The 26,174-nt window shown below is 61.1% G+C and carries 29 protein-coding genes and 2 pseudogenes; 20 read left to right on the top strand and 11 right to left on the bottom strand.

Annotated elements, in window-relative coordinates; all coding sequences use genetic code 11:
• The first annotated feature begins 14 nt into the window (after nucleotides 1-14).
• From DNK50_RS12360 to DNK50_RS12370, 3 genes are all read left to right on the top strand, one after another.
• The gene (locus tag DNK50_RS12360) at nucleotides 15-251 is read left to right on the top strand and encodes a glutaredoxin family protein (protein ID WP_112194273.1); all 237 of its coding nucleotides are present in this window, start codon (nucleotides 15-17) and stop codon (nucleotides 249-251) included.
• 74 nt (nucleotides 252-325) lie between these two features.
• Complete coding sequence (locus DNK50_RS12365; protein WP_099586783.1) at nucleotides 326-661, top strand: transcriptional regulator; 336 nt, start codon at nucleotides 326-328, stop codon at nucleotides 659-661.
• A gap of 73 nt (nucleotides 662-734) precedes the next feature.
• The gene (locus DNK50_RS12370) at nucleotides 735-1,625 is read left to right on the top strand and encodes a pseudouridine synthase (protein ID WP_112196930.1); all 891 of its coding nucleotides are present in this window, start codon (nucleotides 735-737) and stop codon (nucleotides 1,623-1,625) included.
• Nucleotides 1,626-1,680: 55 nt separating this feature from the next.
• On the opposite strand, the gene DNK50_RS12375 is transcribed toward DNK50_RS12370, so the two are convergent.
• Together DNK50_RS12375 and mobA are read right to left on the bottom strand one after the other, a co-directional pair.
• Nucleotides 1,681-1,902 (bottom strand): YgdI/YgdR family lipoprotein, encoded by a 222-nt coding sequence (locus tag DNK50_RS12375; RefSeq protein WP_010211805.1) that lies wholly within the window; start codon nucleotides 1,900-1,902, stop codon nucleotides 1,681-1,683.
• Nucleotides 1,903-1,982: 80 nt separating this feature from the next.
• Nucleotides 1,983-2,585 carry a molybdenum cofactor guanylyltransferase MobA gene (mobA, locus tag DNK50_RS12380; RefSeq protein WP_099586782.1) on the bottom strand — a complete coding sequence of 201 codons (603 nt, stop codon included), beginning with the start codon at nucleotides 2,583-2,585 and terminating at the stop codon, nucleotides 1,983-1,985.
• Nucleotides 2,586-2,661: 76 nt separating this feature from the next.
• Between mobA and moaB the strand changes: the two genes are divergently transcribed.
• The 3 genes from moaB to DNK50_RS12395 all read left to right on the top strand — a co-directional run bounded on the left by moaB (nucleotide 2,662) and on the right by DNK50_RS12395 (nucleotide 5,770).
• Nucleotides 2,662-3,201 (top strand): molybdenum cofactor biosynthesis protein B, encoded by a 540-nt coding sequence (gene moaB, locus DNK50_RS12385; RefSeq protein ID WP_112194275.1) that lies wholly within the window; start codon nucleotides 2,662-2,664, stop codon nucleotides 3,199-3,201.
• Nucleotides 3,185-4,411 carry a gephyrin-like molybdotransferase Glp gene (glp, locus tag DNK50_RS12390; protein ID WP_099586780.1) on the top strand — a complete coding sequence of 409 codons (1,227 nt, stop codon included), beginning with the start codon at nucleotides 3,185-3,187 and terminating at the stop codon, nucleotides 4,409-4,411. The genes moaB and glp overlap by 17 nt, the downstream gene beginning before the upstream one ends.
• A gap of 102 nt (nucleotides 4,412-4,513) precedes the next feature.
• On the top strand, nucleotides 4,514-5,770 hold the full coding sequence (locus DNK50_RS12395) for a hypothetical protein (RefSeq protein WP_162633376.1): 1,257 nt from the start codon (nucleotides 4,514-4,516) through the stop codon (nucleotides 5,768-5,770).
• A 1-nt stretch (nucleotide 5,771) separates the two neighbouring features.
• Here the strand turns inward: DNK50_RS12395 and DNK50_RS12400 are convergent, their stop codons facing one another.
• Nucleotides 5,772-6,101 carry an EscU/YscU/HrcU family type III secretion system export apparatus switch protein gene (locus tag DNK50_RS12400; RefSeq protein WP_076950447.1) on the bottom strand — a complete coding sequence of 110 codons (330 nt, stop codon included), beginning with the start codon at nucleotides 6,099-6,101 and terminating at the stop codon, nucleotides 5,772-5,774.
• Nucleotides 6,098-7,675 (bottom strand): flagellar hook-length control protein FliK, encoded by a 1,578-nt coding sequence (locus DNK50_RS12405; RefSeq protein ID WP_112196931.1) that lies wholly within the window; start codon nucleotides 7,673-7,675, stop codon nucleotides 6,098-6,100. The genes DNK50_RS12400 and DNK50_RS12405 overlap by 4 nt, the downstream gene beginning before the upstream one ends.
• 200 nt (nucleotides 7,676-7,875) lie before the next feature.
• On the opposite strand from DNK50_RS12405, the gene ccmA reads away from it, so the two are divergent.
• The 10 genes from ccmA (at nucleotide 7,876) to DNK50_RS12455 (ending at nucleotide 15,228) form a co-directional block, all read left to right on the top strand.
• On the top strand, nucleotides 7,876-8,511 hold the full coding sequence (ccmA, locus tag DNK50_RS12410; protein ID WP_112194279.1) for a cytochrome c biogenesis heme-transporting ATPase CcmA: 636 nt from the start codon (nucleotides 7,876-7,878) through the stop codon (nucleotides 8,509-8,511).
• Nucleotides 8,508-9,176, top strand: a complete 669-nt coding sequence (ccmB, locus tag DNK50_RS12415; RefSeq protein ID WP_003189951.1) for a heme exporter protein CcmB — start codon at nucleotides 8,508-8,510, stop codon at nucleotides 9,174-9,176. Before ccmA ends, ccmB begins: the two co-directional genes overlap by 4 nt.
• Before the next feature lie 84 nt (nucleotides 9,177-9,260).
• Nucleotides 9,261-10,016: a heme ABC transporter permease gene (locus DNK50_RS12420; protein ID WP_099586776.1), complete on the top strand. Its 756-nt coding sequence runs from the start codon at nucleotides 9,261-9,263 to the stop codon at nucleotides 10,014-10,016.
• Nucleotides 10,013-10,189 (top strand): heme exporter protein CcmD, encoded by a 177-nt coding sequence (gene ccmD, locus DNK50_RS12425; RefSeq protein WP_003172771.1) that lies wholly within the window; start codon nucleotides 10,013-10,015, stop codon nucleotides 10,187-10,189. The genes DNK50_RS12420 and ccmD overlap by 4 nt, the downstream gene beginning before the upstream one ends.
• Nucleotides 10,186-10,641, top strand: coding sequence for a cytochrome c maturation protein CcmE (ccmE, locus tag DNK50_RS12430; protein ID WP_112194281.1), 456 nt, complete (start codon nucleotides 10,186-10,188; stop codon nucleotides 10,639-10,641). The genes ccmD and ccmE overlap by 4 nt, the downstream gene beginning before the upstream one ends.
• A 3-nt stretch (nucleotides 10,642-10,644) precedes the next feature.
• The gene (locus tag DNK50_RS12435; protein ID WP_112194283.1) at nucleotides 10,645-12,633 is read left to right on the top strand and encodes a heme lyase CcmF/NrfE family subunit; all 1,989 of its coding nucleotides are present in this window, start codon (nucleotides 10,645-10,647) and stop codon (nucleotides 12,631-12,633) included.
• Nucleotides 12,630-13,166, top strand: a complete 537-nt coding sequence (locus DNK50_RS12440; RefSeq protein ID WP_112194285.1) for a DsbE family thiol:disulfide interchange protein — start codon at nucleotides 12,630-12,632, stop codon at nucleotides 13,164-13,166. Before DNK50_RS12435 ends, DNK50_RS12440 begins: the two co-directional genes overlap by 4 nt.
• The gene (locus tag DNK50_RS12445; protein ID WP_012723038.1) at nucleotides 13,163-13,636 is read left to right on the top strand and encodes a cytochrome c-type biogenesis protein; all 474 of its coding nucleotides are present in this window, start codon (nucleotides 13,163-13,165) and stop codon (nucleotides 13,634-13,636) included. Before DNK50_RS12440 ends, DNK50_RS12445 begins: the two co-directional genes overlap by 4 nt.
• Entirely contained in the window at nucleotides 13,629-14,813 is a 1,185-nt protein-coding gene (gene ccmI / locus DNK50_RS12450; RefSeq protein ID WP_112194287.1) for a c-type cytochrome biogenesis protein CcmI, read from the top strand. The genes DNK50_RS12445 and ccmI overlap by 8 nt, the downstream gene beginning before the upstream one ends.
• 16 nt (nucleotides 14,814-14,829) lie before the next feature.
• Nucleotides 14,830-15,228: a hypothetical protein gene (locus DNK50_RS12455; RefSeq protein WP_112194289.1), complete on the top strand. Its 399-nt coding sequence runs from the start codon at nucleotides 14,830-14,832 to the stop codon at nucleotides 15,226-15,228.
• A gap of 180 nt (nucleotides 15,229-15,408) precedes the next feature.
• Here DNK50_RS12455 and DNK50_RS12460 read toward each other — a convergent pair whose 3' ends face one another.
• From DNK50_RS12460 to DNK50_RS12490, 7 genes are all read right to left on the bottom strand, one after another.
• Nucleotides 15,409-16,929, bottom strand: coding sequence for an MFS transporter (locus DNK50_RS12460; RefSeq protein WP_112194291.1), 1,521 nt, complete (start codon nucleotides 16,927-16,929; stop codon nucleotides 15,409-15,411).
• A 70-nt stretch (nucleotides 16,930-16,999) separates the two neighbouring features.
• Nucleotides 17,000-17,872: a prephenate dehydrogenase dimerization domain-containing protein gene (locus DNK50_RS12465; RefSeq protein WP_099586770.1), complete on the bottom strand. Its 873-nt coding sequence runs from the start codon at nucleotides 17,870-17,872 to the stop codon at nucleotides 17,000-17,002.
• On the bottom strand, nucleotides 17,869-19,938 hold the full coding sequence (gene pabB, locus DNK50_RS12470; RefSeq protein WP_112194293.1) for an aminodeoxychorismate synthase component I: 2,070 nt from the start codon (nucleotides 19,936-19,938) through the stop codon (nucleotides 17,869-17,871). The genes DNK50_RS12465 and pabB overlap by 4 nt, the downstream gene beginning before the upstream one ends.
• Nucleotides 19,935-20,270 (bottom strand): chorismate mutase, encoded by a 336-nt coding sequence (locus tag DNK50_RS12475; protein WP_228391213.1) that lies wholly within the window; start codon nucleotides 20,268-20,270, stop codon nucleotides 19,935-19,937. Before DNK50_RS12475 ends, pabB begins: the two co-directional genes overlap by 4 nt.
• Nucleotides 20,271-20,315: 45 nt before the next feature.
• A complete protein-coding gene (locus DNK50_RS12480; protein WP_099586767.1) occupies nucleotides 20,316-21,587 on the bottom strand; it encodes an aminotransferase class I/II-fold pyridoxal phosphate-dependent enzyme in 1,272 nt (423 codons plus the stop codon).
• A 13-nt stretch (nucleotides 21,588-21,600) separates the two neighbouring features.
• The gene (locus DNK50_RS12485; protein ID WP_044273103.1) at nucleotides 21,601-22,461 is read right to left on the bottom strand and encodes a HemK/PrmC family methyltransferase; all 861 of its coding nucleotides are present in this window, start codon (nucleotides 22,459-22,461) and stop codon (nucleotides 21,601-21,603) included.
• Complete coding sequence (locus tag DNK50_RS12490) at nucleotides 22,458-23,891, bottom strand: FAD-binding oxidoreductase (protein ID WP_112194295.1); 1,434 nt, start codon at nucleotides 23,889-23,891, stop codon at nucleotides 22,458-22,460. The genes DNK50_RS12485 and DNK50_RS12490 overlap by 4 nt, the downstream gene beginning before the upstream one ends.
• A gap of 343 nt (nucleotides 23,892-24,234) precedes the next feature.
• Here DNK50_RS12490 and DNK50_RS12495 point away from each other — a divergent pair.
• The 4 genes and pseudogenes from DNK50_RS12495 to DNK50_RS12510 all read left to right on the top strand — a co-directional run.
• Nucleotides 24,235-24,327: pseudogene (locus DNK50_RS12495) on the top strand (phosphonate metabolism protein/1,5-bisphosphokinase (PRPP-forming) PhnN); the annotation flags it as partial.
• Nucleotides 24,324-24,425, top strand: a pseudogene (locus DNK50_RS12500) (transposase); the annotation flags it as partial. The pseudogenes DNK50_RS12495 and DNK50_RS12500, both read left to right, overlap by 4 nt.
• Nucleotides 24,426-25,027: 602 nt before the next feature.
• The gene (phnN, locus tag DNK50_RS12505) at nucleotides 25,028-25,600 is read left to right on the top strand and encodes a phosphonate metabolism protein/1,5-bisphosphokinase (PRPP-forming) PhnN (RefSeq protein WP_112194297.1); all 573 of its coding nucleotides are present in this window, start codon (nucleotides 25,028-25,030) and stop codon (nucleotides 25,598-25,600) included.
• A gap of 161 nt (nucleotides 25,601-25,761) precedes the next feature.
• On the top strand, nucleotides 25,762-26,166 hold the full coding sequence (locus DNK50_RS12510) for a type II toxin-antitoxin system HicB family antitoxin (protein WP_112194299.1): 405 nt from the start codon (nucleotides 25,762-25,764) through the stop codon (nucleotides 26,164-26,166).
• Nucleotides 26,167-26,174: the final 8 nt, after the last annotated feature.

A 26,174-nucleotide genomic window follows, 5' to 3' on the forward strand; every position in this document is an offset into this window, starting at 1 on the left:
CAGGTGCTTTCGTCATGCTTCCTGAATGCCAGCTGTTCGGCACCCTGGGTTGCCATCTTTGTGAGATTGCCGAAGCCGAAATCATGCCGCTCGTCGAACGCGGGTTGCTGGTGGAACTGGTGGATATCACCGATCCCGCTGACCTCACCGAAGCCTACAGCCTGCGAATTCCGGTGCTTAGACGGGTGGATACCGGTGCCGAGCTGGATTGGCCCTTCGACACTGAGCAGGTTGTCGCCTTCTTGCGCTGACGCTTCTGCGATGGCGGGTTTCCAATTATTACGTTACTGTATGTTTGTACAGCGATTGAATAGAGGGAACGCCCGTGGTGAATGTTGAACAACTGAAAAGCAGCGTCAATCGCATGTCCGCCGACGTCGTGCGCGACGCGGTGAACGAGCTGCGCCTCGATGGCCTGGTCACGGAAGGCAAGACGCCCTTTAACAAAGTGCATTTCAATACCTGCTTCGCGGAGATCGAAGCGTTGTTCCAGCGCGCCGGTTACCACAAGCAACTGGACGTGGTGGGTTATCAGGGGCTGCTTTACGCCTTGTACGATCCGGGCCGCTGGGACGCGGTTGATGTGCTGCGCTGGCTGAAGGAGTTCACCGACGCGGCCAGTGCGTCGCCTGTCCTGCGGGCGCAATTGGCCAAAGCCTGAGATCCGCCCTAGGCTGAGTCCCGCTTCATGCGGGATAATGCCCGCCGGTTTTTTCAAGGCTTCGAGCATCGGCATGTCCACTTCCGGTTTTTCCGCGTCCCAACATCAAGCCAGCACCCTGTACCTGCCGCCTGGCCCTTGGGCGACCGTGCTCGATTGCCTGTGCGGGCACTTCCCGGCGATCAGCCGTGAACACTGGTTGGACCGCATCGGCCGTGGGCGGGTGTTGGATATCAACGGCAGCCCCATCCAGCTGGACCTGGCCTACAAGGAAGGTCTGTGCATTTACTACTTCCGTGAAGTACCGAACGAAAAGGTGATCCCGGCGCAGGAAACCATCCTGTATGCCGACGAGCATCTGGTGGTGGCGGATAAACCGCACTTCCTGCCCGTGACCCCGGCCGGCGAGTACGTCGAGCAAACCCTGCTGCGCCGCCTGATTCGCCGCCTGGACAACCCGTCACTGGTGCCCTTGCACCGCATCGACCGGCACACCGCCGGGCTGGTGCTGTTCTCGGCCAACCCCGCCAGTCGTTCCGCTTATCAGCAACTGTTTCCCACGCGTCAGATCGATAAATTCTACGAAGCCATTGCACCAGCGTTGCCTGACCTGAGCTTTCCCAGGGTGCATAAAAGCCGACTGGTCGATGGCGAGCCGTTCTTTCGCATGCAGGAAGGCCCTGGCACCGCCAACACCGAAACGGCGGTGGAGGTGCGCGAGAAAAACGGCGATCTGTGGCGCTACGGCCTGTTCCCGGTGACCGGCAAGAAACACCAGTTGCGTGTGCACATGAGCGCCCTCGGCGCGAGTATTTGCAACGACCCGTTCTACCCCGACGTGATCAAGGACGCGGTAGACGACTACGCCAACCCCCTCAAACTGCTCGCCCAGGGGGTGCGGTTCATCGACCCGGTTACGGGTGAAGAACGCAGTTTCCGCAGCCAGATAACCCTCGACTGGTAACCGCCAGAAACGACAAGGCCCGCGCGAGGCGGGCCTTGTTGGCAAACGCTAAGATTTACAGGTCTTTTACGGTGCGAACCTGATCTTTATTGATGCGGGTGCGCTTGCCGTCAAGTTGTTCGAATTCGTAGAAACCCGAATCTTCGTTGTATTTCGGGGTGTCGACGGCCTGGATTTCGCGACCGTCATTCAGTGTGATCACTGTTGGCGAAGCGCAACCGGCGAGGGTGGCGAGGCCCAGTGCAAGCATGAGAGCGGCGATGGTCCGTTGAGTCATGGGTTTGTCTCCGAGAGAATACTTTTTGATTGCTGACCTTGAGACGTGTAAGACGTCGCCAAAGTTCCTTGTGCGAAATTTCATTCTGACACGTCAGCGCTCGGCTTTAACAGCTCGGGCGTATTAAGGTTTGCCAAGCGCGGGTCATCTGCCGGGCACGCCAGGCCCACGCCGCCCAACTGCAGGAAGATCTTGCGCGGGCTGCGCTCACCCGTGTTCCAGGCCCGTTCTACCTCGGTTTTGAGGTGGGTGGGGATGATGCAGATCAAGGGTTCCCAGAATGCGCCGTGACGCACCATCACGGGCACCAATGGGTTTTGCCGCGCGGTCTCACGCAGGTCGGCCAGTAGTCGTGTGTCGATATTCGGCACATCGCACGGCAATATCAGCAGGTGCTCATGGCGCGCTACGGCGAGCCCGGCGCGGATACCTGCGAGGGGGCCCGGGAAGTCCGGGCTGTCGTCACTCACCAGCGTATCGGCATAGGGCGCGTAGCGGTCCTGGTTGCGGTTGCACGAGATGATCAGGTCATCCGTCAGTGGCCGCACCAGGCCTTGCAGATGGGCGATCAAGGGCTGGCCGCGCCACGCCAGCAGGCCCTTGTCCTGGCCGCCCATGCGCTGGCCGCGTCCACCTGACAACAGCAGAATCGAGCAGGGCAGGGGCGAAGAATCTAACGACATAGGGGTTCCGCTACGGCAGGTAAACAGGGGCCTGTGATATAACACCGGGCTGTTCCTTCGACAACCGGACCGTGCCATGAAAGCCAAGGCAGATGCGCCCTTCGTACCCCTGAACATTGCTGTATTGACCGTCAGCGACACCCGCAACCTCGAAACCGATACCTCCGGCCAGGTCTTCGTTGACCGACTGACAGCCGCCGGCCATAACCTGGCCGAGCGCGTGCTGCTCAAGGATGACTTCTACAAAATTCGCGCCCAGGTCGCCCACTGGATCGCCGAAGACGTGGTGCAAGTCGTGCTGATCACCGGCGGCACCGGCTTCACCGGCCGTGACAGCACCCCCGAGGCGGTGAGCTGCCTGCTGGACAAGCAGGTCGACGGTTTCGGCGAACTGTTCCGCCAGATTTCCGTGGCCGACATCGGCACGTCCACTGTGCAGTCCCGTGCCCTGGCCGGTCTGGCCAATGGCACCCTGGTGTGCTGCCTGCCGGGCTCTACCAATGCGGTGCGTACCGGCTGGGACGGCATCCTCGCCGAGCAACTGGACAACCGTCACCGCCCATGCAACTTCGTCCCGCACCTGAAACAGGCCGAACCCTGTGAATCCCGTGGGTAAGCCCGGCAAGACCGGCGCGCTGCTGCCGGTAGAGGACGCTTTGGCCCAACTGCTGGCCATGGCCGACGCCGCGCCGATCCGTGAGCAGGATGCCCTGCTGCTGGCGGAGTGCGACGGCCGTGTACTGGCGCAAGACTTGATCTCAACCCTCGACCTGCCGCCCTGGCCAAACAGTGCCATGGACGGTTATGCCGTGCGCCTGGCGGATTGGACCGGCGAACCGCTGGTGGTCAGCCAACGCATTTTCGCAGGCCAGGCGCCACAACCCCTGGCCGCCGGCACCTGCGCCCGCATCTTCACCGGCGCCCCGGTACCGGAAGGGGCAGACTGCGTGGAAATGCAGGAGAACGCCGTGGTCCACGCCGATGAGCGCGTGAGCTTCACCGAGCCCCTGCACCTCGACCAGAACATCCGTCCCCAGGGCCAGGAAACTAGCGTAGGCGAGTTGGTATTGTCGGCCGGCACGCGTCTGGGCCCGATTGAACTGGGACTGGCGGCGTCCCTCGGGCATGATCGCTTGGCGGTGATACGTCGCCCGCGCGTGGCGGTGTTGTCGACTGGCGATGAATTGATCGAACCCGGCTTACCGCTCGGGCCGGGGCAGATCTACAACAGTAACCGACGCGTGCTGTGCTCATGGCTTACGCGCATGGGGTGCGAAGTGATTGACGCTGGCATCCTGCCTGACGACCTGGAGCAAACCCGCGCGCGCCTGGGCGGTTTGGGCCGTGTCGACTTGATCCTGTCCACGGGCGGTGTGTCGGTGGGCGAGGCGGACTTCCTTGGGATCGCCCTGCGTGAAGAGGGTGAGCTGGCGTTGTGGAAACTCGCGATCAAACCCGGCAAGCCGCTGACCTTTGGCCACTTCCGTGGCGTGCCGGTGATCGGCCTGCCCGGCAACCCGGCGTCGACGCTGGTCACGTTCGCACTGCTGGCACGCCCTTATCTGCTGCGCCGCCAAGGGGTGCAAGACGTCGAGCCGCTGCGCTTTGAAGTGCCGGTAGGGTTCGAGTGGCCCAAGCCAGGCAACCGCCGCGAATACCTGCGCGGTCGCGTCGAGCAAGGCAAAGCGATCATCTACCGCAACCAGAGCTCCGGTGTGCTGCGCAGTGCGGCGTGGGCGGAAGGGTTTGTGGAGGTGTTGGAAGGCACGACGCTGGCTATCGGCGATCGGGTCAACTTCATTCCGTTGAGTGAGGTATTTGGCTGACACACAATTCACCGGTGGCGGGGGCACAGTCAAGATAAGTCCTATGAGCCATCCAGAACGGGCAGGTTAATTTTCTGAGTCTTGGTTACTGGAGGCCTGACGATGACTATCCAACCTGCTACTTCCGCTCCTGGCGTGGCGGCACCCGCTCTCGCCGAACCCGGCTTGCTCACTGCAGCGTCGATCAATTCAAGCACTGCACGTGGGGTTTTGAATCAACTGATCGGCACGCCGCTTTCCGAGAATACTTATCGGGAGCGGCTTGCCTGCATGATCGCCGATCCGAGCATTACCTCCTGGCAGGCGCTGACGGGTGATCCTGGGCAGTTGCAACGATTGCAGGACAATGAGCGGCTGCGGTGGGCCGACCCGGCTGCGGCTGACAAAACCTTGCCGACACTGGCGCAGGCCCTGGGCAAGAAAAATGTCTGGCTGCCCGAGGTGGACAGCCTTAATGCCAACATTCTGAAGAACCTGACCGCACAGGTGGCAGAAAAATACCTGACGCAATTCCAGTCCATTCTTCAAGACCCGGCACCTGCCTTGTCGCAGGATGTCTCGATAGTTCGGGGTGCGCCATCAGCGGGTAAAACCACCTTTCTCACCGGCCAGTTCGCGCTCAACACCGATGTTGTCAAGAACATGATCCAAAACCGTATGCCCGGCACGAGCATGTTGCAGGTGCATGACCAGGGCGCGGCGTTGGTTCAGCAGTTCATGAGCCCCATGGAAAAGCGCCTGGGGCAGCCACTGACGCGGGATGCGTTGTACCTGTGGCCAAACGATTTCAACCAGAAAATCGCCGATATCGCACGCTTGAGCCAGGAACCCAAGTTGCATTTCCACGATATCCAGGTGGACCTCGCGACCTTGTGCTGTCGGATTCTCAAGCGCGGCACCGATGAGGCGGTGATGGACTTCAATGTCCTGAGCCAGTTTTTCAGTGCCGGTCTGGAGCATCGTGGCCCGAGTATCGAGTCGGTCAAGAACAGTCAGGACAGGCTTAAGGAGTATTCACTGTCGGCCTGGAACGGTCAGCAGAATGTGCTCGTTGCTCAACGCGCACCCGGTGCCAAGGATTTTGTGATCAAGGATCAAGCCCTGTTCGATAAGGTCACTGCCCGGGATGGCCGTTCCGTACAGGCAGAGGTAGAGAGTGTTCGCAACACCGTGATTGACGCGCCGTTCATCGAGGCCTTCACCGCGCCACTTCCGCCTGCGCAGGCGAGTGCGTTTGGTGCGGCATTGCGGCGGTATGAGGGGCAGACGTTCGAGCAGGCGTTGAAACAGCACGCTCAGCGCAAGCCGGTTACCACCTCGGTAGCGGCCCGCGTATTGGCCAGTGTGGTGCCGGGCTGATTCAGTAGTCATCCCCGCGTTCGGTCACGTCGCGCTCTACCGGCGCGGCGTGCGGGTCATACCCCACCGGGAACTTGCCCTTCAGCGTCCAGGCAAACGCAATGATCTCGGCAATCGTGCGGTACAGCTCTTCCGGGATACTGTCGCCCAGCTCCATGCGTGCCAGCAGCTTCACCAGCTCGGCGTTTTCATAGATCGGCACTTCATTTTCCCGCGCCAATTTCAGGATGGCTTCGGCCAGGGCATCGTCGCCCTTGGCAGTGAGCGTGGGTGCCTGCTGGCCGTCGTACTTAAGGGCAATCGCCTGGCGTGGCGGGTTTGCGTTGTTCATGCGGTTTCATCCACCCAGCGTTGCTCCAGTCCGGTTTTCGGCCCGCGTGGCGGCGTGCCGAGGTGGCAATCCAGGTCGCCGACGTTGATGCCAGAGGTCACCAGCCGCTCGCGCAGGCTGCCCAAATGGCTTTCGATCAGGCTGGCGGTGAACGGGCGGGTTGCCCACAGTTGGCTGGACAGTTTGCCCTGGGTCAGTTGCGCCTGGACCTGCAATGGCCCCAGCGGCTCCATATCGAACGCCAACTCGACGCGCCAGAGCATTTGCCTGGGGTCTTTCCTGTCCTTGCGTTCGGGCTGGTCCTTGTCCTGCGCCGGTTCCTCGCGCTGGAACTTGACCTGCAAGGGCACGATGTCTTGCAGGTTGCGCATGGGGATTTCCAACTGCCAGGTGGTTTGCAGGCGGCCATCGGCGGTGGTGCCGGTTTGTTCCAGGCTCGACAACTGATGGCTCTGCAAGCGGGAGATGGCCCCCGCAGCCAGGCGCAGCAGGTTCTCCAGGTCGCCTTCGCCTTCCAGTTTGGCCATCAGCCGCTCCGGCAGTGGGAAGCCAACCGGTGCCTGTCGCGCGCTGACTTGGCCGAGCGTATTCAGCGGGCTGCGCACGAAATTCGGCATCACCTGGGCCAGGGTGTTGGCGGCGAGGATCGCATTCAAGTTGGTGCTGGTGGGCAGGGCAGGCAGCAGATCCGCGACCAGGCGCAGCAGCGCGCCCTTCATATCCAGGGGCGGCACTTGCGGGTTTTGCCCGGCGAGCAGCTTGGCTTCAAGAAATGCGCCGCTGTTCTGGACCACCTGGGCCAGCACTTTGGGATTACTTACCTGGGCCAGGTCCGGCAGGGCGGCGAGCAAGCGGTCGGCGGCGGCGCGCAGGTCGGCGGAGGTGCTGTCGCCGCGCGGCAGGTTCTGCAGTGCAGTGAACACCGCATCCAGCGAGCCTTGCCGACTTTGCTGGGTCGAGAGTTGTTGAGTGACGGCCAATTGATCCTTGAGCCCGCTCAACGGTACGAAGCTCAGGGTCTGCGCGTTCTGCACCACGGCGCTGAGCAGGCTGCCCACGCGCAGGGGCTGAGGGCTTTCCACCGTCAGCGTCGCACCGGCCAAGGCGTTGTTGAGCACCGTCACCAGCGAGCGGTAGATCGCCGGTTGTGCGGTGCCCTGGGGCAACATCTGGGTGGTCAGCACCTTGGCCTGCAACAGCGTGCCCACTGGCATCTGATCAGTGTCGATGCGGGTCAGGGCCGCCACATTGGCACTCAAGGCCTGTTGCAGGCTCAAGGTCAGGTTGCCCGCCGGCGTCTGGCTCACCGCCACATTGCTGCCCAATGGCAACGGCTGGGCGCTGCTGGCTTGCACCAGGGTCTGGCGGCCGCCTTCAAGGGTCAGCTTGAGCAGAAGCTGAAAGGCTTCACCGCCTTGCTTGAGCGCGATGACTTCGGCGTTCGCGGTTTTTCCCGGGTCGATCAGCCCGATCTGCGGCTCCAGCAGTTTCAGCAATTCACCCGTCGCAGGCGCGGGGCTTTGCCCGGCTGTCGGGGTGGGAGGGAGCGTAGGAAGGTTGATCTCGCCGGTCATCGTGCGCATCGTCTCTGGGGAAATTGCCCTCTTTAGCGTAGGGCATCACATGTATAATGCCGCCCGTCTGCAAAGAGAGCGGTAAAAACCTCACAACTATTTGATCCAGCTCTCTAAAATCGGTCGCCAAAGCCGTTATTGTGCATCTCTCTTTAACGGCCGCTGCACCGCCGACTTGAACCGTAAAGGCCCGCGATCTCTTGACCAGCCCTCTTCTTGAAGCCGTAGCGCTTGCCTGTGAACGCGACTTGCGCCTGCTGTTCGAGCACCTCGACCTGCGTGTGGCGGGTGGCGATATGGTGCAGGTCAGCGGCCCCAACGGCAGTGGCAAGACCAGTCTGCTGCGCCTGCTGGCCGGGCTGATGCAGCCGACGGCGGGCGAAGTGCGGCTCAACGGTAAACCCCTCAGCGAACAACGCACTGAACTGGCGCGAAACCTGATCTGGATCGGCCACGCCGCCGGCATCAAGGACGTGCTCACCGCCGAAGAAAACCTCAGCTGGCTCAGCGCCCTGCATCATCCCGCTCCCCGTGACGCCATCTGGCAGGCCCTGGCCGCTGTCGGTCTCAAGGGCTTTGAAGACGTTCCTTGCCATACCCTGTCCGCCGGCCAACAGCGCCGCGTGGCCCTGGCGCGCCTGTACCTGCCGGGCCCGCCGTTGTGGATTCTCGACGAGCCCTTTACTGCCCTGGATAAACAAGGTGTCGCCCAACTGGAAGAGCACCTGGCGCGGCACTGCGAGCAGGGCGGCACCGTTGTGCTCACCACCCATCACACCCTGGCTCGCATGCCCGCCGGTTACCGCGACCTCGACCTGGGCCGGTGGTCGGCATGAGTGTCTTCGCCCTGCTGGTCGCCCGTGAAGCGCGGCTGTTGTGCCGTCGCCCGGCTGAATTGGCCAACCCGCTGGTGTTCTTTGCCATTGTGATTGCGCTGTTCCCGCTGGCGGTCGGCCCCGAGACTAAACTGTTGCAAACCTTGTCTCCGGGACTGGTGTGGGTGGCGGCGCTTTTATCGGTTCTGCTCTCGCTGGACGGGCTGTTTCGCAGTGATTTCGAAGACGGTTCCCTGGAACAGTGGGTCCTTTCGTCGCACCCTTTGCCACTTCTGGTACTGGCCAAGGTGCTGGCACACTGGGCTTTTTCCGGCCTCGCGCTAGTCTTGCTCTCGCCGCTGTTGGCGATGATGCTGGGCTTGCCCGTTGAATGCCTGCCGGTTTTGCTTCTGTCCTTGTTACTCGGCACGCCAGTGCTCAGCCTGTTGGGGGCCGTGGGCGCAGCGTTGACCGTCGGTTTGAAGCGCGGTGGCCTGTTATTGGCCCTGTTGATTCTGCCGTTGTACATCCCGGTACTGATCCTTGGCAGCGGCGCTTTGCAGGCCGCGCTCATGGGCATGCCGGCGACCGGTTACCTCCTGTGGCTTGGTAGCCTGACCGCCCTGGCGGTAACCCTGACACCCTTTGCCATAGCCGCCGGCCTGAAGATCAGCGTCGGTGAATAATGAGGTCTGACCCAGCGTGACACGCTGAGTCAGTAAAGACCCTACGCTTCTCGCCATGACGCGAAGCAACCGTGAGAAACAGCAATGAACTGGACCTGGTTTCACAAGCTTGGCTCGCCCAAATGGTTCTATGGCATCAGCGGCAAACTGCTGCCGTGGTTGAGCCTCTTCGCCGTGTTGCTGATCGGCATCGGCCTGGTCTGGGGCCTGGCTTTCGCGCCGCCGGACTACCAGCAAGGCAACAGCTTTCGCATCATCTATATCCACGTGCCCGCCGCGATGCTGGCCCAGTCCTGCTACGTGATGCTGGCGGTGTGCGGCATCGTTGGCCTGGTGTGGAAGATGAAACTGGCCGACGTGGCCCTGCAATGCGCTGCGCCCATCGGCGCGTGGATGACCGCCGTGGCGCTGGTCACCGGTGCGATCTGGGGCAAACCCACCTGGGGATCATGGTGGGTCTGGGATGCGCGACTAACGTCCATGTTGATCCTGCTGTTTCTGTACTTCGGTCTGATTGCCCTGGGCAACGCGATCAGTAATCGTGACAGCGCCGCCAAGGCCTGTGCGGTACTGGCGATTGTCGGTGTGATCAACATCCCGATCATCAAATACTCGGTGGAGTGGTGGAACACCCTGCACCAGGGCGCCACCTTCACCCTCACCGAAAAACCGGCAATGCCGGTGGAAATGTGGGCGCCGTTGCTGTTGATGGTGCTGGGGTTCTACTGCTTCTTCGGCGCCGTGCTGCTGATGCGCATGCGCCTTGAAGTGCTCAAGCGTGAAGCCCGCGCCAGTTGGGTCAAGGCCGAAGTGCAAACCTGCCTGGGAGCGCGTGGATGAGCTTTGCTTCTTTCAGTGATTTTCTCGCCATGGGCCACCACGGCCTGTATGTCTGGACGGCCTATGGCATTTGCCTGGCGGTGCTGGCCCTCAACGTCGCCGCGCCGATCCTGGCCCGCAAGCGTTACCTGCAACAAGAGGCGCGTCGTCTGCGCCGGGAGACCGAAAAGTGAATCCGCTGCGTAGAAAGCGTCTGTTGATCATCCTTGCCATCCTGGCCGGCGTCGGCATTGCCGTGGCCCTGGCCCTGAGCGCCCTGCAACAGAACATCAACCTGTTCTACACCCCGACCCAGATCGCCAATGGCGAAGCGCCTGTCGATACGCGCATCCGCGCCGGCGGCATGGTGGAGAAGGGCTCGCTTAAACGCTCCGGCGATTCCCTCGACGTGACCTTCGTGGTCACCGACTTCAACAAGGCCGTGACCATCACCTACCGCGGCATCCTCCCGGACCTGTTCCGCGAAGGCCAGGGCATCGTCGCCCTGGGCAAACTCAACGCCGACGGCGTGGTGGTGGCCGATGAAGTGCTTGCCAAGCACGATGAGAAATACATGCCGCCGGAAGTCACCAAGGCCTTGAAAGAAAGCGGCCAATCCGCGCCAACACCCGTTAAGGAGGGTTGAGTGATGACGTCCGCACTGTTTATCCCCGAGTTGGGCCAGTTGGCGATGATCCTCGCCCTGTGCTTCGCCATCGTGCAGGCCGTGGTGCCGTTGCTCGGCGCCTGGCGTGGTGACCGCCTGTGGATGAGCCTGGCGCAGCCGGCCGCCTGGGGTCAGTTCGCCTTCCTGTTGTTCGCGTTTGGCTGCCTGACCTACGCGTTTATGACCGACGATTTTTCCGTCGCCTACGTGGCCAATAACTCCAACACCGCGCTGCCTTGGTACTACAAGTTCAGCGCCGTGTGGGGCGCCCACGAAGGTTCGTTGCTGCTGTGGGCATTGATCCTCGGCGGCTGGACCTTCGCCGTGTCGGTGTTCTCGCGCCAACTGCCGCAAGTGATGCTGGCGCGGGTGCTGGCGGTGATGGGCATGATCAGCATTGGTTTTCTGCTGTTCCTGATCATGACCTCCAATCCGTTCAGCCGCATCCTGCCGCAGATCCCGTCGAATGGGCATGACCTCAACCCCTTGCTGCAGGACATCGGCCTGATCGTTCACCCGCCGATGCTGTACATGGGTTACGTCGGTTTCTCCGTGGCCTTCGCCTTCGCCATCGCCGCCTTGTTGGGCGGGCGCCTGGATGCCGCCTGGGCGCGCTGGTCGCGGCCGTGGACCATCGTCGCCTGGGCCTTCCTGGGGATTGGCATTACGTTGGGCTCCTGGTGGGCGTACTACGAACTCGGCTGGGGCGGCTGGTGGTTCTGGGACCCGGTGGAAAACGCCTCGTTCATGCCGTGGTTGGTGGGCGCCGCGCTGATTCACTCCCTGGCCGTCACTGAAAAGCGCGGCGTGTTCAAGAGCTGGACGGTGCTGCTGGCCATCGCCGCATTTTCCCTCAGCCTGCTCGGCACGTTCCTCGTGCGTTCGGGCGTACTGACTTCGGTGCATGCGTTTGCGTCCGACCCGGAGCGCGGCGTGTTCATCCTGATCTTCCTGCTGTTTGTGGTGGGCGGCTCACTCACCCTGTTCGCCCTGCGTGCGCCGGTGGTCAAGAGCCACGTTGGCTTCAACCTGTGGTCGCGGGAAACCCTGCTGCTGGGCAACAACCTGGTGCTGGTGGTCGCTGCGTCGATGATCCTGCTCGGCACTCTTTACCCGCTGGTGCTGGATGCCCTGAGCGGCGCCAAGCTGTCCGTCGGCCCACCGTATTTCAACGCGCTGTTTATCCCGTTGATGGGGTTGCTGATGGTGGTGATGGCGGTCGGCGTACTGGTGCGCTGGAAAGACACACCGGTGAAATGGCTGGCCGGCATGCTGATGCCGGTACTGCTGGGCAGCGTCGCGCTGGCCGTGATCGCCGGCATTGCCTATGGCGACTTCAACTGGGCGGTACTGGCCACCTTTATGCTCGCCGCCTGGGTGCTGCTGGCCGGTGTGCGCGACCTCTTCGACAAGACCCGCCACAAAGGCTTGATCAAAGGCCTGCCGACGCTGACCCGCAGCTACTGGGGCATGCAGATCGCCCACATTGGCATCGCCGTATGTGCGCTGGGCGTGGTGCTGTCCAGCCAGAACAGCGCCGAACGCGACCTGCGCCTGGCGCCGGGCGAGTCCATGGACCTGGGCGGTTATCAGTTCATCTTTGAGGGCGCCAAGCACTTTGAAGGGCCGAATTTTACGTCCGACAAAGGCACTGTGCGGGTAGTGCGCGACGGTAAGGAAATCAGCGTGCTGCACCCGGAAAAACGCCTCTACACCGTGCAGAGCTCGATGATGACCGAAGCCGGTATCGACGCCGGTTTCACCCGTGACCTCTATGTGGCGTTGGGCGAACCGCTGGGCGAGGGCGCTTGGGCCGTGCGCGTGCATGTGAAGCCGTTTGTGCGCTGGATCTGGTTTGGCGGTTTGCTCACCGGCTTTGGTGGTTTGCTGGCCGCGCTGGATCGGCGGTATCGAGTCAAGGTCAAGAGCCGGGTGCGTGAAGCCCTCGGTCTGCAAGGAGCGGCGGTATGAAGCGTTGGTTGATGGTGTTGCCGCTGGCGTTGTTCCTGGTGGTGGCGGTGTTCCTGTATCGCGGCCTGTACCTGGACCCGGCCGAGCTGCCTTCGGCAATGATCGGCAAGCCGTTCCCCGAGTTCTCTCTGTCGAACGTGCAAGGCGACAAGACGCTGACCCGTGCCGACCTGCTGGGCAAACCGGCGCTGGTCAACGTGTGGGGCACCTGGTGTATCTCCTGCCGCGTCGAACACCCGGTGCTCAACAAATTGGCCGAGAAGGGTGTGGTGATCTACGGCATCAACTACAAGGACGACAACGCAGCAGCCTTGAAATGGCTGGCCGAGTTTCACAACCCATACCAGCTGGATATCCGTGATGAAGAAGGCAATCTCGGCCTCAACCTCGGCGTCTACGGCGCCCCGGAAACCTTCTTTATCGACGCCAAGGGCGTGATCCGCGACAAGTACGTCGGCGTGATCGACGAAGTCGTGTGGCGTGAGCAACTGGCCGCCAAGTACCAGGCGCTGGTCGATGAGGCCAAACCATGAAACGTCTGTTAGCCGCTGCCGTGCTGGCGCTGGGCTTGGTCGGTGTGGCCCACGCGGCCATCGACACCTACGAGTTTGCCAAGGACGGTGATCGCGAGCGTTTTCGCGAACTGACCAAGGAACTGCGCTGCCCCAAGTGCCAGAACCAGGACATCGCCGACTCCAACGCGCCCATCGCCGCCGACCTGCGCAAGGAGATCTTCCGCATGCTGGGTGAGGGCAAGGACAACCAGCAGATCATCGACTTCATGGTCGACCGCTACGGTGATTTCGTGCGCTACAAACCGGCCCTCACCGGCAAGACCGCGCTGCTCTGGTTCGGCCCCGCCGGGTTGTTGTTGGCGGGCGTGGTCGTCATGGCGGTGATCGTGCGCCGTCGCCGCGCGGCACCAACCGATGGTTCCGACGCGCTGTCCCCCGAAGAGCGTAAACGCCTCGACCAATTGCTGGACACCAAGACTGATGATTGATTTCTGGCTCGCAGCCGGCTTGCTGCTTCTGATTGCCCTGAGTTTCCTGTTGATCCCTGTGTTGCGTGGCCGTCGTGCCCAGCGCGAAGAGGATCGCACCGCGCTGAACGTGGCGCTGTACCAAGAGCGTGTCGCCGAGCTGCAAGTGCAGCAGGACGAAGGCGTGCTCAACGCCGCGCAACTCGACACCGGTCGCGCCGAAGCGGCCCGCGAACTGCTGGCTGATACCGAAGGCGTCGAAAAGCCCCGCGAGTCCCGTCTGGGCAAACCGCTGCCGTTGCTCGCCGCCGTCCTCGTGCCCGTGCTTGGCTTGGGCCTGTACCTGCACTTTGGCGCCAGCGACAAAGTCGAACTGACGCGCGAGTTCTCCCAGCCGCCGGTGTCCATGGAAGACATGACCCAGCGCCTGGAGCGCGCGGCTGTGGCCCAACCGGATTCAGCCGAAGGCCTGTACTTCCTCGGCCGTGCCTATATGGCCCAGGATCGTTCGGCCGATGCGGCCAGAGTCTTCGAGCGTGCCGTGGCGTTGGCTGGCCGCCAGCCGGAGCTGCTTGGCCAGTGGGCCCAGGCGCAATACTTCGCTGACGATAAGCAGTGGTCGCCCAAGGTTCAGGCGTTGACCGATGAAGCCCTGAAGCTGGATCCGAAGGAAGTCACCAGCCTCGGCCTGTTGGGTATCGCGGCGTTTGAAGGCAAGCGTTATCAAGAGGCCATCGACTACTGGACACGCCTGCTGGCCCAACTGCCACCGGAGGATAATTCCCGTGCAGCGCTGCAAGGCGGCATCGACCGGGCGGCGCAGAGCCTGAAGGAAAGCGGGGGCACCGTCGCCGAAAAAGCCGTGATAAAGGTGCGGGTGGATGTGTCCGCCGATGTGAAGGCCAAGGCGCTGCCGAGCGACACTGTGTTCATCTTCGCCCGCGCCGTCAGTGGCCCTCCGGCGCCGTTGGCGGCCAAACGCATAACCGTCGCCGAACTGCCGGTCACCGTCGAGTTGGGTGACGCCGACGCAATGATGCCGCAATTGAAACTGTCCAACTTCGCCGAAGTCCAACTGGTTGCGCGCATATCCCGGGCAGGTCTTCCGACCGCTGGCGAGTGGATCGGCCGCAGTCAACCCCTGGCAAGCAGCACTACTGCACTGCAACAGCTGACCATCGACAGTCCGGACAAGTAATCCTGAGGAAACGCCCATGACGACCGCATTCGCACGCATCACCCTGCTCAGCCTGGTAGTGGGCCTGAGCGCCTGTGCGGTCCATCGGCCACCTCCTGGCCCGACCGGCCCGACGATCCCGCCGTCCGGCCCTTCGACTCAGCCGAGCACCAGGCCTTCCGGCCCGGTTACCCCGCCGCCAAAGCCTGTGCCGACCAAATCGCCGACGTTCGCCCCGCCACCGGGCGCCGCCAGCCACTGGGACGGCAAGATGCAGGTATACGTGCTCGATGACCAGCCCGACACCTTCTACCGCCAGCGCACCTACTACCGCTGGAGCAACGGCTGGAGCCGCTCCATCAGCCCCAACGGGCCGTGGGAAGACACCAACGTGCAAGGCGTGCCGCCGGGGTTGAGCAAGCAGTACGCGCAATGACAAAAGGCGACCGTGTTAGGGTCGCCTTTTTTATGTTCGATTTGAAAGGCTATCAACTGTGGGAGCGGGCTTGCCTGCGAAGGCGGCCTGACAGTCGATCGGGATGTTGGATCTAACCAGGCGTCCTGCCGGGTTACCCCCGAATTCAAGTTGCACTTGGTTCGCCCGCCCGCACCCACGTCACACCGACGCTGCCTCCTGTGCCTTCAATGTGCGCCGGGCGATGACAATGGCCAGCACCGCCAAGCTGAAGGTGGCCCAGGCCATCAGTTGAGTCCCTGCGACAAATGCCTGTATAGCGTTGCCCATGACTTCACTGGCCTGGTCGTGAGCCAGGGTGGTCGAAATTGCGTGGGCGCCTGCCAAGGTTTCGCTTGCCAGGTGCATTTGCACCGGGGTCAAGAAGTCCGGTAGGTGCAGCGTGCCGCGGTAGTACGCCGTCACCAGGCCACCGAGCACGGTGGTGCCGAGTACTACCCCGACTTCATAGGCCGTCTCGCTGATGGCTGACGCGGCTCCTGCCTTGTTGGCCGGTGCGGCCGACAGGATCACGTCGTTAGAGACCGTGGCGATGGCACCCACGCCAATGTTCAACAAGGCAAACGCAACCACGATCACCGTCAAACTGCTGCCGAGGCTGGCGACCAGCAAAAACGCGCCGGCAGTGAAGGCCAGCAGGATGGGAATCAGGACATTGACCGATACGCGCTGGGCGACCGGGACTATCAGGATCCCCACCACAATCGCCATGAGCTGGCCCGGTATCAGCGCCAGGCTGGCGTTCAAGGGCGACATGCCCAGGACGATTTGCAGCAATTGCGTGGCAAAGAACACGAAACCGATCAGGAAGGCCAGGCTCATCAGGTTAATGGTCACCGAGCCGCTGAACGTCTTGTTGCGAAACAGGCTCAGGTCCATCAAGGGGGTAGGGAGGCGCAACTGACGGCGTACGAATTGCCAGCCGCTCACGATTGCAACGGCCAGTGTCGCCAGTGCCCAGGCATCCGGTCCTTCGCTGGCGACATGCTTGATGCTGTACACCAGGGCACTGAGGGCGACCATCGAGAGCACAATGCTGATGACGTCCATCGGCCCCGAGGCGTCCGGTTCGGACTCAGGCAGCAGCCAGGGGCCGAGGATCAACAGAGGCACCAGCACCGGCACGGCCAGGAGAAAAATCGACCCCCAGTTGAAGAACTCCAGCAATATGCCGCCGACCAATGGCCCAAGCGCAGAACCGACGGTCAAGGTGGTTGCCCAGATCGCCACGGCCAGGCGACGCTCTTCCCGGTCGTCGAACACTGAGCGAATCAACGCCAACGTTGACGGCATCAACATTGCCCCGAAGATCCCCATGCACGCCCGTCCCGCGACCAGCTGCGTGGCGGTGCTGGAATAAGCGGTCATCACCGACACCAGGGTAAACCCCAGTGAGCCGATCAGCAGGAGTTTGCGATGGCCTTTGCGATCACCCAGGCTACCCATGGAAATAAGCAACCCTGCCAGCACCAGTGAGTAGGCATCGATCATCCACAATTGCTGGCTGGCACTGGGGTGCAGGGCCTCGGCGATTTTGGGCAGGGCAAAACCCAGCACGGTGTTATCCACGGTCACCAGCAAGACTGGCAGCATCAATATCGCGAGCGCCAACCACCGGCGTGAGCGTGGTTGTTGTGTTACTTCATCAGCCGCTAAAGACATCACCGGCTCCTTCTTGGAAAAGTGGCGAGTTGTAAAAAAACACCTCGCCATTCCCTGGCGAGGTCATCGTTCAGTTCAGCAATGAAAACAGATGCTGGCAGTCCACGGCGCCTGCATTCAAGCGTTTGCCCAAGACCTTTGAAACACTCTGTAAGTCGCTTCTGAAGCGCTCATAGTCCTGCTCCACGATGTTTTCCTGCAGGCGCTCCAGGCCCTGCACCAGCGCTTCACGCTGAGCGGTCGCCTGGTCGTTTTCCAGTTGTATGTCCCAATACACCTCGGGCGGGTTGACCAGGATGCGCGACAGCAGCGCCATCATGGTACGCATGGGCGGCGGCATGACCTCTGCCACGATGTCCAGGTCGACCGAAGATTGGGCCAGGGCCATGCCGAATCCGAGAATGGCTGCATGGGGCAAGGCCTGACACAGGGCCATCAGCTCATCATGCGCGGCGGGCGTCATTCGACGGACCTTCATCCCGGCCTCCATCAAATGCCGTTCGATGAAGGATTGCGGGGTTTGCACGTCTTCCACGCAGACCGCCACCGTGCGCCCCTGGACGGACAACTTGGGCGAAAACATGGGGTTGACGCCCACAAACCTTTGCTGCGGCGCCGCTGCTTTCAGTGCTTTGAAAAAGGGGCCCTGCACCGAGCAGGTGGGGATCATTACCGCGTCTGAAGGCAAGCACCGGGTCACCCAGGCAATCGCGCTGACCGCGACGCTTTCAGGCAGAGCGAACACCACGGCGATGGCGTCGCGAAAAACAGCCCCTGAATGATTGAACGGTTGAGTCACGTCCATTTCGTGAAACTCACAGTCGGAATCCGGCGGACGGCGATCCACGACGCGCACGATGTATCCGTATTGCTTGAGAATACGGCTGATCAGTGAGCCGATGAGGCCAGCGCCTCCTAATACGACTACTGCTTGGGTATTCATGTGTCGCTCCCTGCGCAAAAGCTGTAATACGGCACGCTGGCCTTGACCAGCGTCTCTTCAAGTTCTTCTTTCGGGTCGGAGTGGGCGACGATGGCGCCACCAATGCCGAACTCAGCCTGTTGTTTATGCAATACCGCTGTGCGGATGACGATGCTCAGTTCCGCACTGCCATTGAAGGAGATCCAGCCCAGCGCTCCGGAATAAACACCCCGTGCACAGGTCTCCAGCCCATCGATGATTTCCATCGTGCGCTTTTTCGGCGCACCGGTCATTGAGCCTCCCGGAAAGCACGCTCTGATGGCCTCCATTGACGAGATGTCGCTGCGTAGATGTCCACGTACCGTAGAGACGAGCTGGTGTACCGAGGAAAAACTCTCCACGGCGAAAATATTCGGCACATGCACACTCCCTGAACGGCATACGCGGTTCAGATCATGGCGTACCAGATCGACAATCATCAGGTTCTCGGCGCGATCTTTGGTCGAGGCGTGCAAGTCATCTCGCAGGCGCTGATCTTGCTCAGGGTCTTTGCTGCGTGCACGGGTGCCCTTGATGGGGCGGGATTCGATCAGGCCGCCTTCATCGATTCTCAAAAAGGTCTCGGGTGATGCGCTCAGCACGTTGAAGCTGTCGAAGCAAAGATAGGCCCCATAAGGTACTGGGCTTGCTTCGCGCATTCTCCGATAGGCTGCGAGGGGCGCGCCGTCGTAGCTCATCCGCGCGCGGTTGGTCAGGCATATTTCATAGGATTCACCATCGGTGATGTATTGCAGCGACCGCTTGACCTTACGGATGTAACTGTCGGGGCTGTCTTCGAGTGACAGCTCAAGTTCATTCACTGCACCGGGGACAAAACGCCGTGTGTTCGTGGCGCTCTGAGGTGGGGGCATTGAGGTCAGCAACGTCGGCCACTGCGGGGGCTGGCCCGTCGCGCTTAACAGGCACTCGTAGACCTTTTGGTCATGGTGGTCGAAGACGAAGAAATGCGGCGCCAACATAAAGCCGGCATCCGGTTGCCCGGAGCGATAGACCTTGTTCCCGCCGGTCAGGGCCTTGAGTTCATACCCCAGGTACCCGACAAAACCACCCTTGAATTCAAACGGAAGGTATTGCGGGACTGCCACGTTGACCGATTCGATGAGCTGGCCGAGCAGGGTGAAGAAATCACCCGCCACACGCCTGCTGCCTTTGGGGCCTTCGAGTGTGAGGGTTTCGCTGTTGACGTCATAGGTTAGACGAATAGCTCCCTGGGCCTGGCCGCTGCCCATGATTGAATAGCGCGCGTTGGGCCGTTCGGATTTTTCGCTGTCGAGCCAGAAAGCATGCTGATCGTTGGCATAAAGCGTGGTGAACAGCGCCAATGGATCGCACGCAGCCGAATGGACTCGATAGGCCAATTGCAGGTTGAGCAAACCGCCTACCGCGACGTAGTGCTCCTTGGCCGATTGAGCACTGGCCGGGCTCTGTCGCGTCGGCACGCGCTGGCGCCCATTGTGCTCGAGTGCCATACGGATGAAGTTACTGAGCAGCGCATGCCCATACTCCGAGTCGATGGACTCAGGATGGAACTGGACGCCCCAGATCGGACGGCTTTGGTGCTCGATCGCCATCACCACACCTTCCTCCGTCCACGCCGTGCTGCGCAGCTCCTCAGGCAGATGGGTACACATCAGGGAGTGGTAGCGCACCACTTCAAACTGCTCTGGCAGGTCGCGGAACAAACCACTGCCGGCGTGCTGGATTTTACTGCGGTAACCGTGCACCGGGTTGGGCGCGTGGCCGACGGTTCCGCCAAGGAATTGGGCGATACCCTGGTGCCCCAGGCAAATGCCGAGCAAGGGTACCGGGGAGCACAGGATAACCTGCCCGCACACGCCAAAATCCAGGTACTCGCCCGGGTGCCCAGGGCCCGGTGAAAGCACTACGGCATCGTATTGTTCAATGTGCAGGTGTTCGTACGCCACGCTGTTGGTGACGATATCGACGCACACACCTGTGACCTCGTACAGGTATTGGGCGATGTTCTGAGTGAAGGAGTCAAAATTATCAATCAGCAATATTTTCATGAGCGCTGCCCCTGGCCCAGGCGCTGCTGAATCAACCGCTCTTCCTGGTTGCAGGTTTCCTCGATGATCAGCTTGAACACCGACTGAACGTAATCGGGCCTCAAGCCGACTTTCGAGGCGTGGCTTGCGAGCTGATCCATCACTTGAACGATACGTTTGGGCTGCATCATGGGGATGTCATGGGCCGCCTTGAGTTCGGCGATCTCCATGCACACGCTCATGCGTTCGCCAAGCAGGTCGACCAAGTGGGTGTTGATCCGGTCCAACTGATCCCGCATGGGTTGCAGGATGGTGGACGGAGTTGCACGTGAAATTTGCTGGTGCCGTGTCATATTCATTCCTTTGATGTGTACGACGTAGTGCGGGTGTGTGAAGGGTCAGGCGGTGGCCTCGGGTAGCGCAGTGGCGTTCCATAAGCCTGCACGGGTGAGCTCGTTCAAGGCTTGGGCCAGTTGCCGGATATCGTGATCGCCGTGGCTGGCCGAAAAGGCGAAGCGCAGCATGGCTTTTCCCTTGGCGATGATCGGGTAGAACACCGGGAACATGAGGATGCCGTGGTCGCGCAGGATCCGGCAGGCTTGCAGGCCGTCTTCTTCGGTTTCGAAGAATGCGCCTCTGACCGGGGATTGAACCCCGGCGTTGAGCAGGCGATTGTGGGTCAGCGAATCAAACAGGCGCACGTTGCTCCACAGGCGGTCTTGCAGGCTGTCTATCTCGTCGCTCAGGTGAATCTTCGCGGCCGCCACGTTGGCGGCCAGCATTGGCACCATGATCGAGTGACCGAACACCAGGGGGTTGGCCAGTGTGTGTATCGACGGGATGTCCCGCGGGTCACTCACCACCACAAACCCGCCCGCTCCGCCAAAGGCCTTGGACAAAGAACCGGCCAGGATCATGTTGTGCGGCAACTGGTTATCTACCGCCGCCAGGGCGTAGCCAGCACCATGACGCCCTGCGATCGAGATGCCGTGGGCATCATCCACATACAGGTAGCCTGCGGCGTCCGCCAGTTGGCGCGCGAGGTGCGCGATGGGCACCAGGCCGCTCATCGAGCCGATACCGTCGATCAACAGAATCGGCGTTTCCTGGCGATCAGCGCAGTGTTTCAAGGCCACGCGCATCGACTCCGGATCTGTGGCCTCGACACGGGACACTTCACCAAACTGCTGCAGAATGCCGCGCAGCACCTGCATCGAGGCGTGAGCGGTTTTATCGATCAACCAGTGGGCGCGCTTTTTGATCGGATAGCCCTTGAGCGAATTGCTGCCCAACAGTGGCAGTACGCCAAGGTGCACGCTGCTGGTGGAGGTGAACACGCTGACACCGCAGCCTTTATAGACGCGGCTGAGCAGCGACTCCAGTTCTGGCAAATAGACCGGGCGCATGGCACTGCGTGACGAGGACAGGTGCAGGCCAAAGGTGCCCAGTGCCTGGTGCGCCGCGTCGATCAGTGCAGGATGGGTTTCCAGGCCCAGATAAGAACAGGAAACGAACTCGGTGAACGTGCCGCCCTGCGCCAGGGTGATACGCTTGCCTTCACGGCTCGCGACGGTGAGACCCGTGAGGCCCTCCGCATAGGCGCTCTCCAGGGCGCTGGTGGTGTTGTCACGGCGAATGGTCATCCAGTCTGGTTTGGTGTGTGCATCCATGGCTCAAAAACTCCTATGCTTGAACAGCGTTCGATAAGCGGCCCACGGTCATGACGGACGTGCCTGTGGTGTCTGATGACTCACGGTCAATCACAGTGCTGACGTCAAGCAAGTGGTGCTGTTGGAACAATTCACGAACGGCGAATGCTTGATCCTCGCCGTGTTCGATCACCAGCCATCCCTCAGGTGTCAGCAAAGTGGTCGCCAGGGCGATGATGTGCCGTGTCAGGTCCAGGCCATCGGCACCTGAATAGACGGCCGCCGAGGGATGATGGCTGCCCCATTCGGGCTGTAACTGCGTTTGCCTAGGAACGTACGGCGGGTTGGCGACAATCAGCCCGACCTGGTGCTTGAAGCCAGCGAATGCAGGGGTTTCACGGATATCCGCCTGCATCGCGTTGACATGCACGTCGTGGGTGGCCAACCGGGCGATATTGCGTTTGAGGTAGTGGACAGCCACGTCTTCAAACTCCACGCAGGTCACCCGCAGGTCTGGCCGGCGCCGGGCGATGGCCAGGCCAATGGCGCCGCTGCCGGCGCAAAGGTCCAGCACGCAGGTTCCCGTCGCCAGTCGGGCATCGTCCAGCCACTTATGAATCACCGTGCTGTGCGGGCGCGGGATAAATACGCCGCTGCCCACGACCAGGGGCAGGTCGTCGAACGCGACCGTGCCGACAATATGCCCCAACGGAATCCGATTGCAGCGCTCGCTGACCGCCAGCCTGAACTCATCCAGTGCGCGCTGTTTGTCGGCACGCACGATAAAGCGATCGACCAGGCTATCCAGGTCATTGTCCGGGTCCCACACGCCGGCCGCTTCCAGCTGCACGCGGGCCAGGGCGATCGCCTCCTGCTCCTGTTTGCCCAGACTCATGACCACTCCTTGTAGTACTGCGCCAGCTTCACGCGCATGGACTCATAGAGGTAGGAGAATGCGACCAGCTCCGGAGGGGGAGTGAACGAGGGGTGCAGTTCATCGATCAGTTGCTGGTAATTGCTCGACAGTCCTTTATCGAGAATGGGCAGCCAGTAAGGTTTTACGTCCCAGCGATATTCATAACCGGTGGCAAACATCTGCTTGACGGTTTCGCCAACCGTCAGCTCGCGAGCAAGCCCGGTCAGTGGGGCGCGCACAGGATTGAAGGTGCTCAAGTCCAGGCCGGTGCTCTTGACGCTGGTCAAACAGTCGGCGATGTAGGCTGCCAGCAGCGGCGATTGGTGCAGGCCATCACGGTATGTCCCGGTTGCCAGCCACAGCCCTTGCATGCCGCATTCGCCGATCAGAGGGAAGCCGTCGGCTGGAATGGGACGGTTGCCCACTTGGATCGAAATAATTTCGGCACTGTGCAGGTCAAGGTTCAATTGGTCGACGGCGCAATCGAGCAAAAACTGTACATCCGAAATCAGCGCACGGTGCTTGGGGCGCTCGGACAGGATATTGGTCGCGCCCAGGTACAGCACGCCGTCACCACGTGGCACGCAATGCAGGCCACAGGCAAACGCGCGATTGGGGGTGCGGATCACCGATTGGGGTAACGCCATGCCCTCAGGCAGCTTGACCAGAATGGACACGCCATATCCGCTGAACAACGGTGGGATTTTGTTGACGAGCGTGTCGAACTCGCTGAGCAGGTCCAGAGACTGAACACCGGCAGCCACTACCACCTTTTTCCCCCACAGCACCTCACCGCTGAGCAGCTCCACCCCTGTGGCGATTGCGCCTTCGGCGATCACCCGGCGGGCGTTCTCATTGATCAAGGTGCCATGGTTGGCGAGCAGCGCGGCGTCGAGCTTTTGCAGTAGCAAGTGCGAATCAACGGCGTGTTCATTGGGGATAAACAGCCCGCGCAGCGGACGTACCAGATGATCCGGTGCCAGCCATTCCATGGCTCTTGGATCAATGGTTTCGTACTGTTCCCCATAGGCTTGCAGTGTGTGCTCGATGGCTTCGTAGTTGACCGTATCGACTTCGTCCATGCCGGCACTGTTGAGCAACACATGAGTGCCGCTGGCACTGAACAGCGGGGTGCTGATGCCGGAGTCGGCGGCCAGGCGTTCGGCCCAGGCGGGCCAGAGGTCTTGTGCCTGACGATCCATATTGAGTTTGAGGCGGCCATGCTCGCTGGCCAACAGGCCGCTGGTGACTTCGCCAAAACAGCCATTCATGGCACCGGCTGCCTTGGATGCAGCGTTGGTGCGGGCGGTCTCACCGACCCGGCAAACCTTCAAGCCCCGTGCACTCAGTTCATACGCGATAGAACCGCCAATGGCGCCTGCGCCTACTACAATTACGTCGAACTCCATGTTCTAGATCCTTGTTTAAACTGTCAGCTGTAGGATGAAAAACATTCCCATGTAGGAACGTGCTGAGCTTTTTATAGATTGTGAGAAGGGGCGACCATCGAGCATTTGTTTCATGTTGTATCGTTGTTACAAATTCACATATTTACTCGAACAAGCCCGGAAAGCCTGGGTGCAGGTGCCGCGCGTGGTGCGCGGTGGGTCACACTCGGGTAATGTGGCCGGCGCCGGCCTGCAAGGGTCTTTTGGCTGGAAATACTTTCCAGCGTCTACGACGCTCGACGCGTGGGGAACTGACACCGAGGCGCCGTTACAGGTCTGAAGACAAGCGAAGAGGGTGTTTTGAATGGCGGGCAGGTTGATCTATCTCATCGGGCCATCGGGTTCGGGCAAGGACAGCCTGCTGGACGCCGCGCGCCCACGCCTGGTCGAGCGTGGATGAAGGTGTTCAACGACCTCAAGACTCGTGGCGTTGAAGATGTTCTGATCGCCGTCACGGATGGCCTCAAAGGAATACCGGAGGCGTTGCAGACTGTGTGAAAACACAGCCTGCCAAGGTCAAAAACCAATGCCCCGACTTGTCGGGGCATTGGTTTTTCTAACAGGCGGCACGAAAAAAGGGCCTTTCAGCCCATCAATGCCATCGACTGATGGGCGCCCATCACCTTGGATATAGCGCATAAGCAAAATGCCCGTATCTTGCGATACAGGCATTTTGTTTAACCGGCCGGCAGATTGCTAGGTTTTCACACAGTCTGTGGGGGTCGCCTTTTTTTGAATTGAAATCCGTTATTCCAAACACAACCGAACAAATGTGGAAGTGGTGCTTGCCCTGATGCTAAGGGCGAACACTGTGCCTGTGACGCGGGAGCTTTACGGATATACAAGAGGGCGAGCTGCACGCAGACGGGGCGTCCGGGGGATGGAAACCCGGCGGGGCAGCCCCGCTGCGTGCCGCTCGGCCGGCAGTATGAGTACCTGCCATTGCGGCTGCTGTAGGCCAAGTCCGGTTTCTCACCTTTGCAGCCGGTGAAAGCGGCACGTTGATGGGAAGGATTAGTGGATATACTTTCCAGTGGCTACCATCCGGCCTAGCCGGTACTGCAACAAATCTGGCAACAGGCAAAGAAGGTGTTTTGATGGCGGGCAGGTTGATCTATCTCATCGGACCATCGGGCTCAGGCAAAGACAGCCTGCTGGATGCCGCCCGTGCGCGCCTGACCGAGCGTGGCTGCCGCATTGTGCGAAGGGTCATCACCCGTTCGGCCGAAGCGGTGGGCGAAGCGGCCCAGGGCGTGAGCCCGGAGCAGTTTGCCGCGCTGGACGCCGAAGGCGCGTTTGCCCTCAGTTGGCACGCCAATGGGTTGTCCTACGGCATTCCCAAGGATATCGACGCCTGGCTCGCGTCGGGGGAGGATGTGCTGGTCAACGGCTCGCGTGCCCACTTGGCGCAGGCTCGCGCACGTTATCCGCAGTTGCTGGTGCTGCTGTTGACCGTGGATCAAGCCGAGCTGCGCCAGCGCTTGATCGCGCGGGGCCGTGAATCCCTGGCGGATATCGAGGAACGCCTGGCGCGCAATGCGCGGTTTACCCAAGCGCTGATCGCCGGCAATAGTTCGGGGTTATTCGTGCTGGATAACTCCGGCCCCCTGGAGCATACCGTCGACCGCTTGCTGTGCTGCCTGGACCTTGGGCGTTCGGTCTGCGCCTGACGCTGTTCCGGCGCCGGCTCATTCGGTTACTGGCCCTCGCTCAACATTCGGTAAAACACCCGTCAGTCGGGCTGACGCATTCTGTGCTTGAGTGAATATAACTCTAGGGTTGCTTTTATCAGAAAACGCGCCGGGTTGTTTCAGTTTTAAGGAGAGCATTCATGCAATACCCAATCTGTATCGAATGGGGCGATGACTTTACCGCCACCGGTATTCAGATCCCCGATATCCCAGGCGCTGTCACCGCCGGGGACAGTTTTGAAGAGGCTTACAACGCTGCCGTGGAAGTGGCGCACATCCGGCTGCAGGAGATCGCCGCGGAGGGTGGGACGATTCCGATGCCAACGTCAGTCGCGACCCATCAAGCCCATGAGGACTACGCGGGGATGGGCTGGGGGATGCTGGAGTTGGACATCTCGCCCTACCTGGGCAAGACCGAGAAGGTCAATGTGACCTTGCCCGGTTATGTCATTCAACGCATCGACCGTTACGTGCGGGAGCACAAAGTCAAAAGTCGCTCGTCATTTCTGGCGGATGCCGCATTGGAAAAACTAGTGCGTTCTTGATCGGCGCC

Source organism: Pseudomonas sp. LG1E9, from assembly GCF_003290225.1.
Lineage (GTDB): Bacteria > Pseudomonadota > Gammaproteobacteria > Pseudomonadales > Pseudomonadaceae > Aquipseudomonas > Aquipseudomonas cyclaminis.

Coding starts and splice junctions, on each gene's coding strand:
- DNK50_RS12510 (WP_112194299.1), top strand. CDS start 25,762: ATGCAATACCCAATCTGTATCGAATGGGGCGATGACTTTACCGCCACC.
- DNK50_RS12370 (WP_112196930.1), top strand. CDS start 735: ATGTCCACTTCCGGTTTTTCCGCGTCCCAACATCAAGCCAGCACCCTG.
- DNK50_RS12475 (WP_228391213.1), bottom strand. CDS start 20,270: ATGACACGGCACCAGCAAATTTCACGTGCAACTCCGTCCACCATCCTG.
- ccmB (WP_003189951.1), top strand. CDS start 8,508: ATGAGTGTCTTCGCCCTGCTGGTCGCCCGTGAAGCGCGGCTGTTGTGC.
- DNK50_RS12480 (WP_099586767.1), bottom strand. CDS start 21,587: ATGGATGCACACACCAAACCAGACTGGATGACCATTCGCCGTGACAAC.
- DNK50_RS12395 (WP_162633376.1), top strand. CDS start 4,514: ATGACTATCCAACCTGCTACTTCCGCTCCTGGCGTGGCGGCACCCGCT.
- ccmD (WP_003172771.1), top strand. CDS start 10,013: ATGAGCTTTGCTTCTTTCAGTGATTTTCTCGCCATGGGCCACCACGGC.
- DNK50_RS12435 (WP_112194283.1), top strand. CDS start 10,645: ATGACGTCCGCACTGTTTATCCCCGAGTTGGGCCAGTTGGCGATGATC.
- ccmI (WP_112194287.1), top strand. CDS start 13,629: ATGATTGATTTCTGGCTCGCAGCCGGCTTGCTGCTTCTGATTGCCCTG.
- mobA (WP_099586782.1), bottom strand. CDS start 2,585: ATGTCGTTAGATTCTTCGCCCCTGCCCTGCTCGATTCTGCTGTTGTCA.
- DNK50_RS12445 (WP_012723038.1), top strand. CDS start 13,163: ATGAAACGTCTGTTAGCCGCTGCCGTGCTGGCGCTGGGCTTGGTCGGT.
- phnN (WP_112194297.1), top strand. CDS start 25,028: ATGGCGGGCAGGTTGATCTATCTCATCGGACCATCGGGCTCAGGCAAA.
- pabB (WP_112194293.1), bottom strand. CDS start 19,938: ATGAAAATATTGCTGATTGATAATTTTGACTCCTTCACTCAGAACATC.
- DNK50_RS12420 (WP_099586776.1), top strand. CDS start 9,261: ATGAACTGGACCTGGTTTCACAAGCTTGGCTCGCCCAAATGGTTCTAT.
- DNK50_RS12375 (WP_010211805.1), bottom strand. CDS start 1,902: ATGACTCAACGGACCATCGCCGCTCTCATGCTTGCACTGGGCCTCGCC.
- DNK50_RS12360 (WP_112194273.1), top strand. CDS start 15: ATGCTTCCTGAATGCCAGCTGTTCGGCACCCTGGGTTGCCATCTTTGT.
- DNK50_RS12405 (WP_112196931.1), bottom strand. CDS start 7,675: ATGACCGGCGAGATCAACCTTCCTACGCTCCCTCCCACCCCGACAGCC.
- moaB (WP_112194275.1), top strand. CDS start 2,662: ATGAAAGCCAAGGCAGATGCGCCCTTCGTACCCCTGAACATTGCTGTA.
- DNK50_RS12465 (WP_099586770.1), bottom strand. CDS start 17,872: ATGAATACCCAAGCAGTAGTCGTATTAGGAGGCGCTGGCCTCATCGGC.
- DNK50_RS12400 (WP_076950447.1), bottom strand. CDS start 6,101: ATGAACAACGCAAACCCGCCACGCCAGGCGATTGCCCTTAAGTACGAC.
- DNK50_RS12490 (WP_112194295.1), bottom strand. CDS start 23,891: ATGGAGTTCGACGTAATTGTAGTAGGCGCAGGCGCCATTGGCGGTTCT.
- DNK50_RS12455 (WP_112194289.1), top strand. CDS start 14,830: ATGACGACCGCATTCGCACGCATCACCCTGCTCAGCCTGGTAGTGGGC.
- DNK50_RS12485 (WP_044273103.1), bottom strand. CDS start 22,461: ATGAGTCTGGGCAAACAGGAGCAGGAGGCGATCGCCCTGGCCCGCGTG.
- DNK50_RS12460 (WP_112194291.1), bottom strand. CDS start 16,929: ATGTCTTTAGCGGCTGATGAAGTAACACAACAACCACGCTCACGCCGG.
- DNK50_RS12440 (WP_112194285.1), top strand. CDS start 12,630: ATGAAGCGTTGGTTGATGGTGTTGCCGCTGGCGTTGTTCCTGGTGGTG.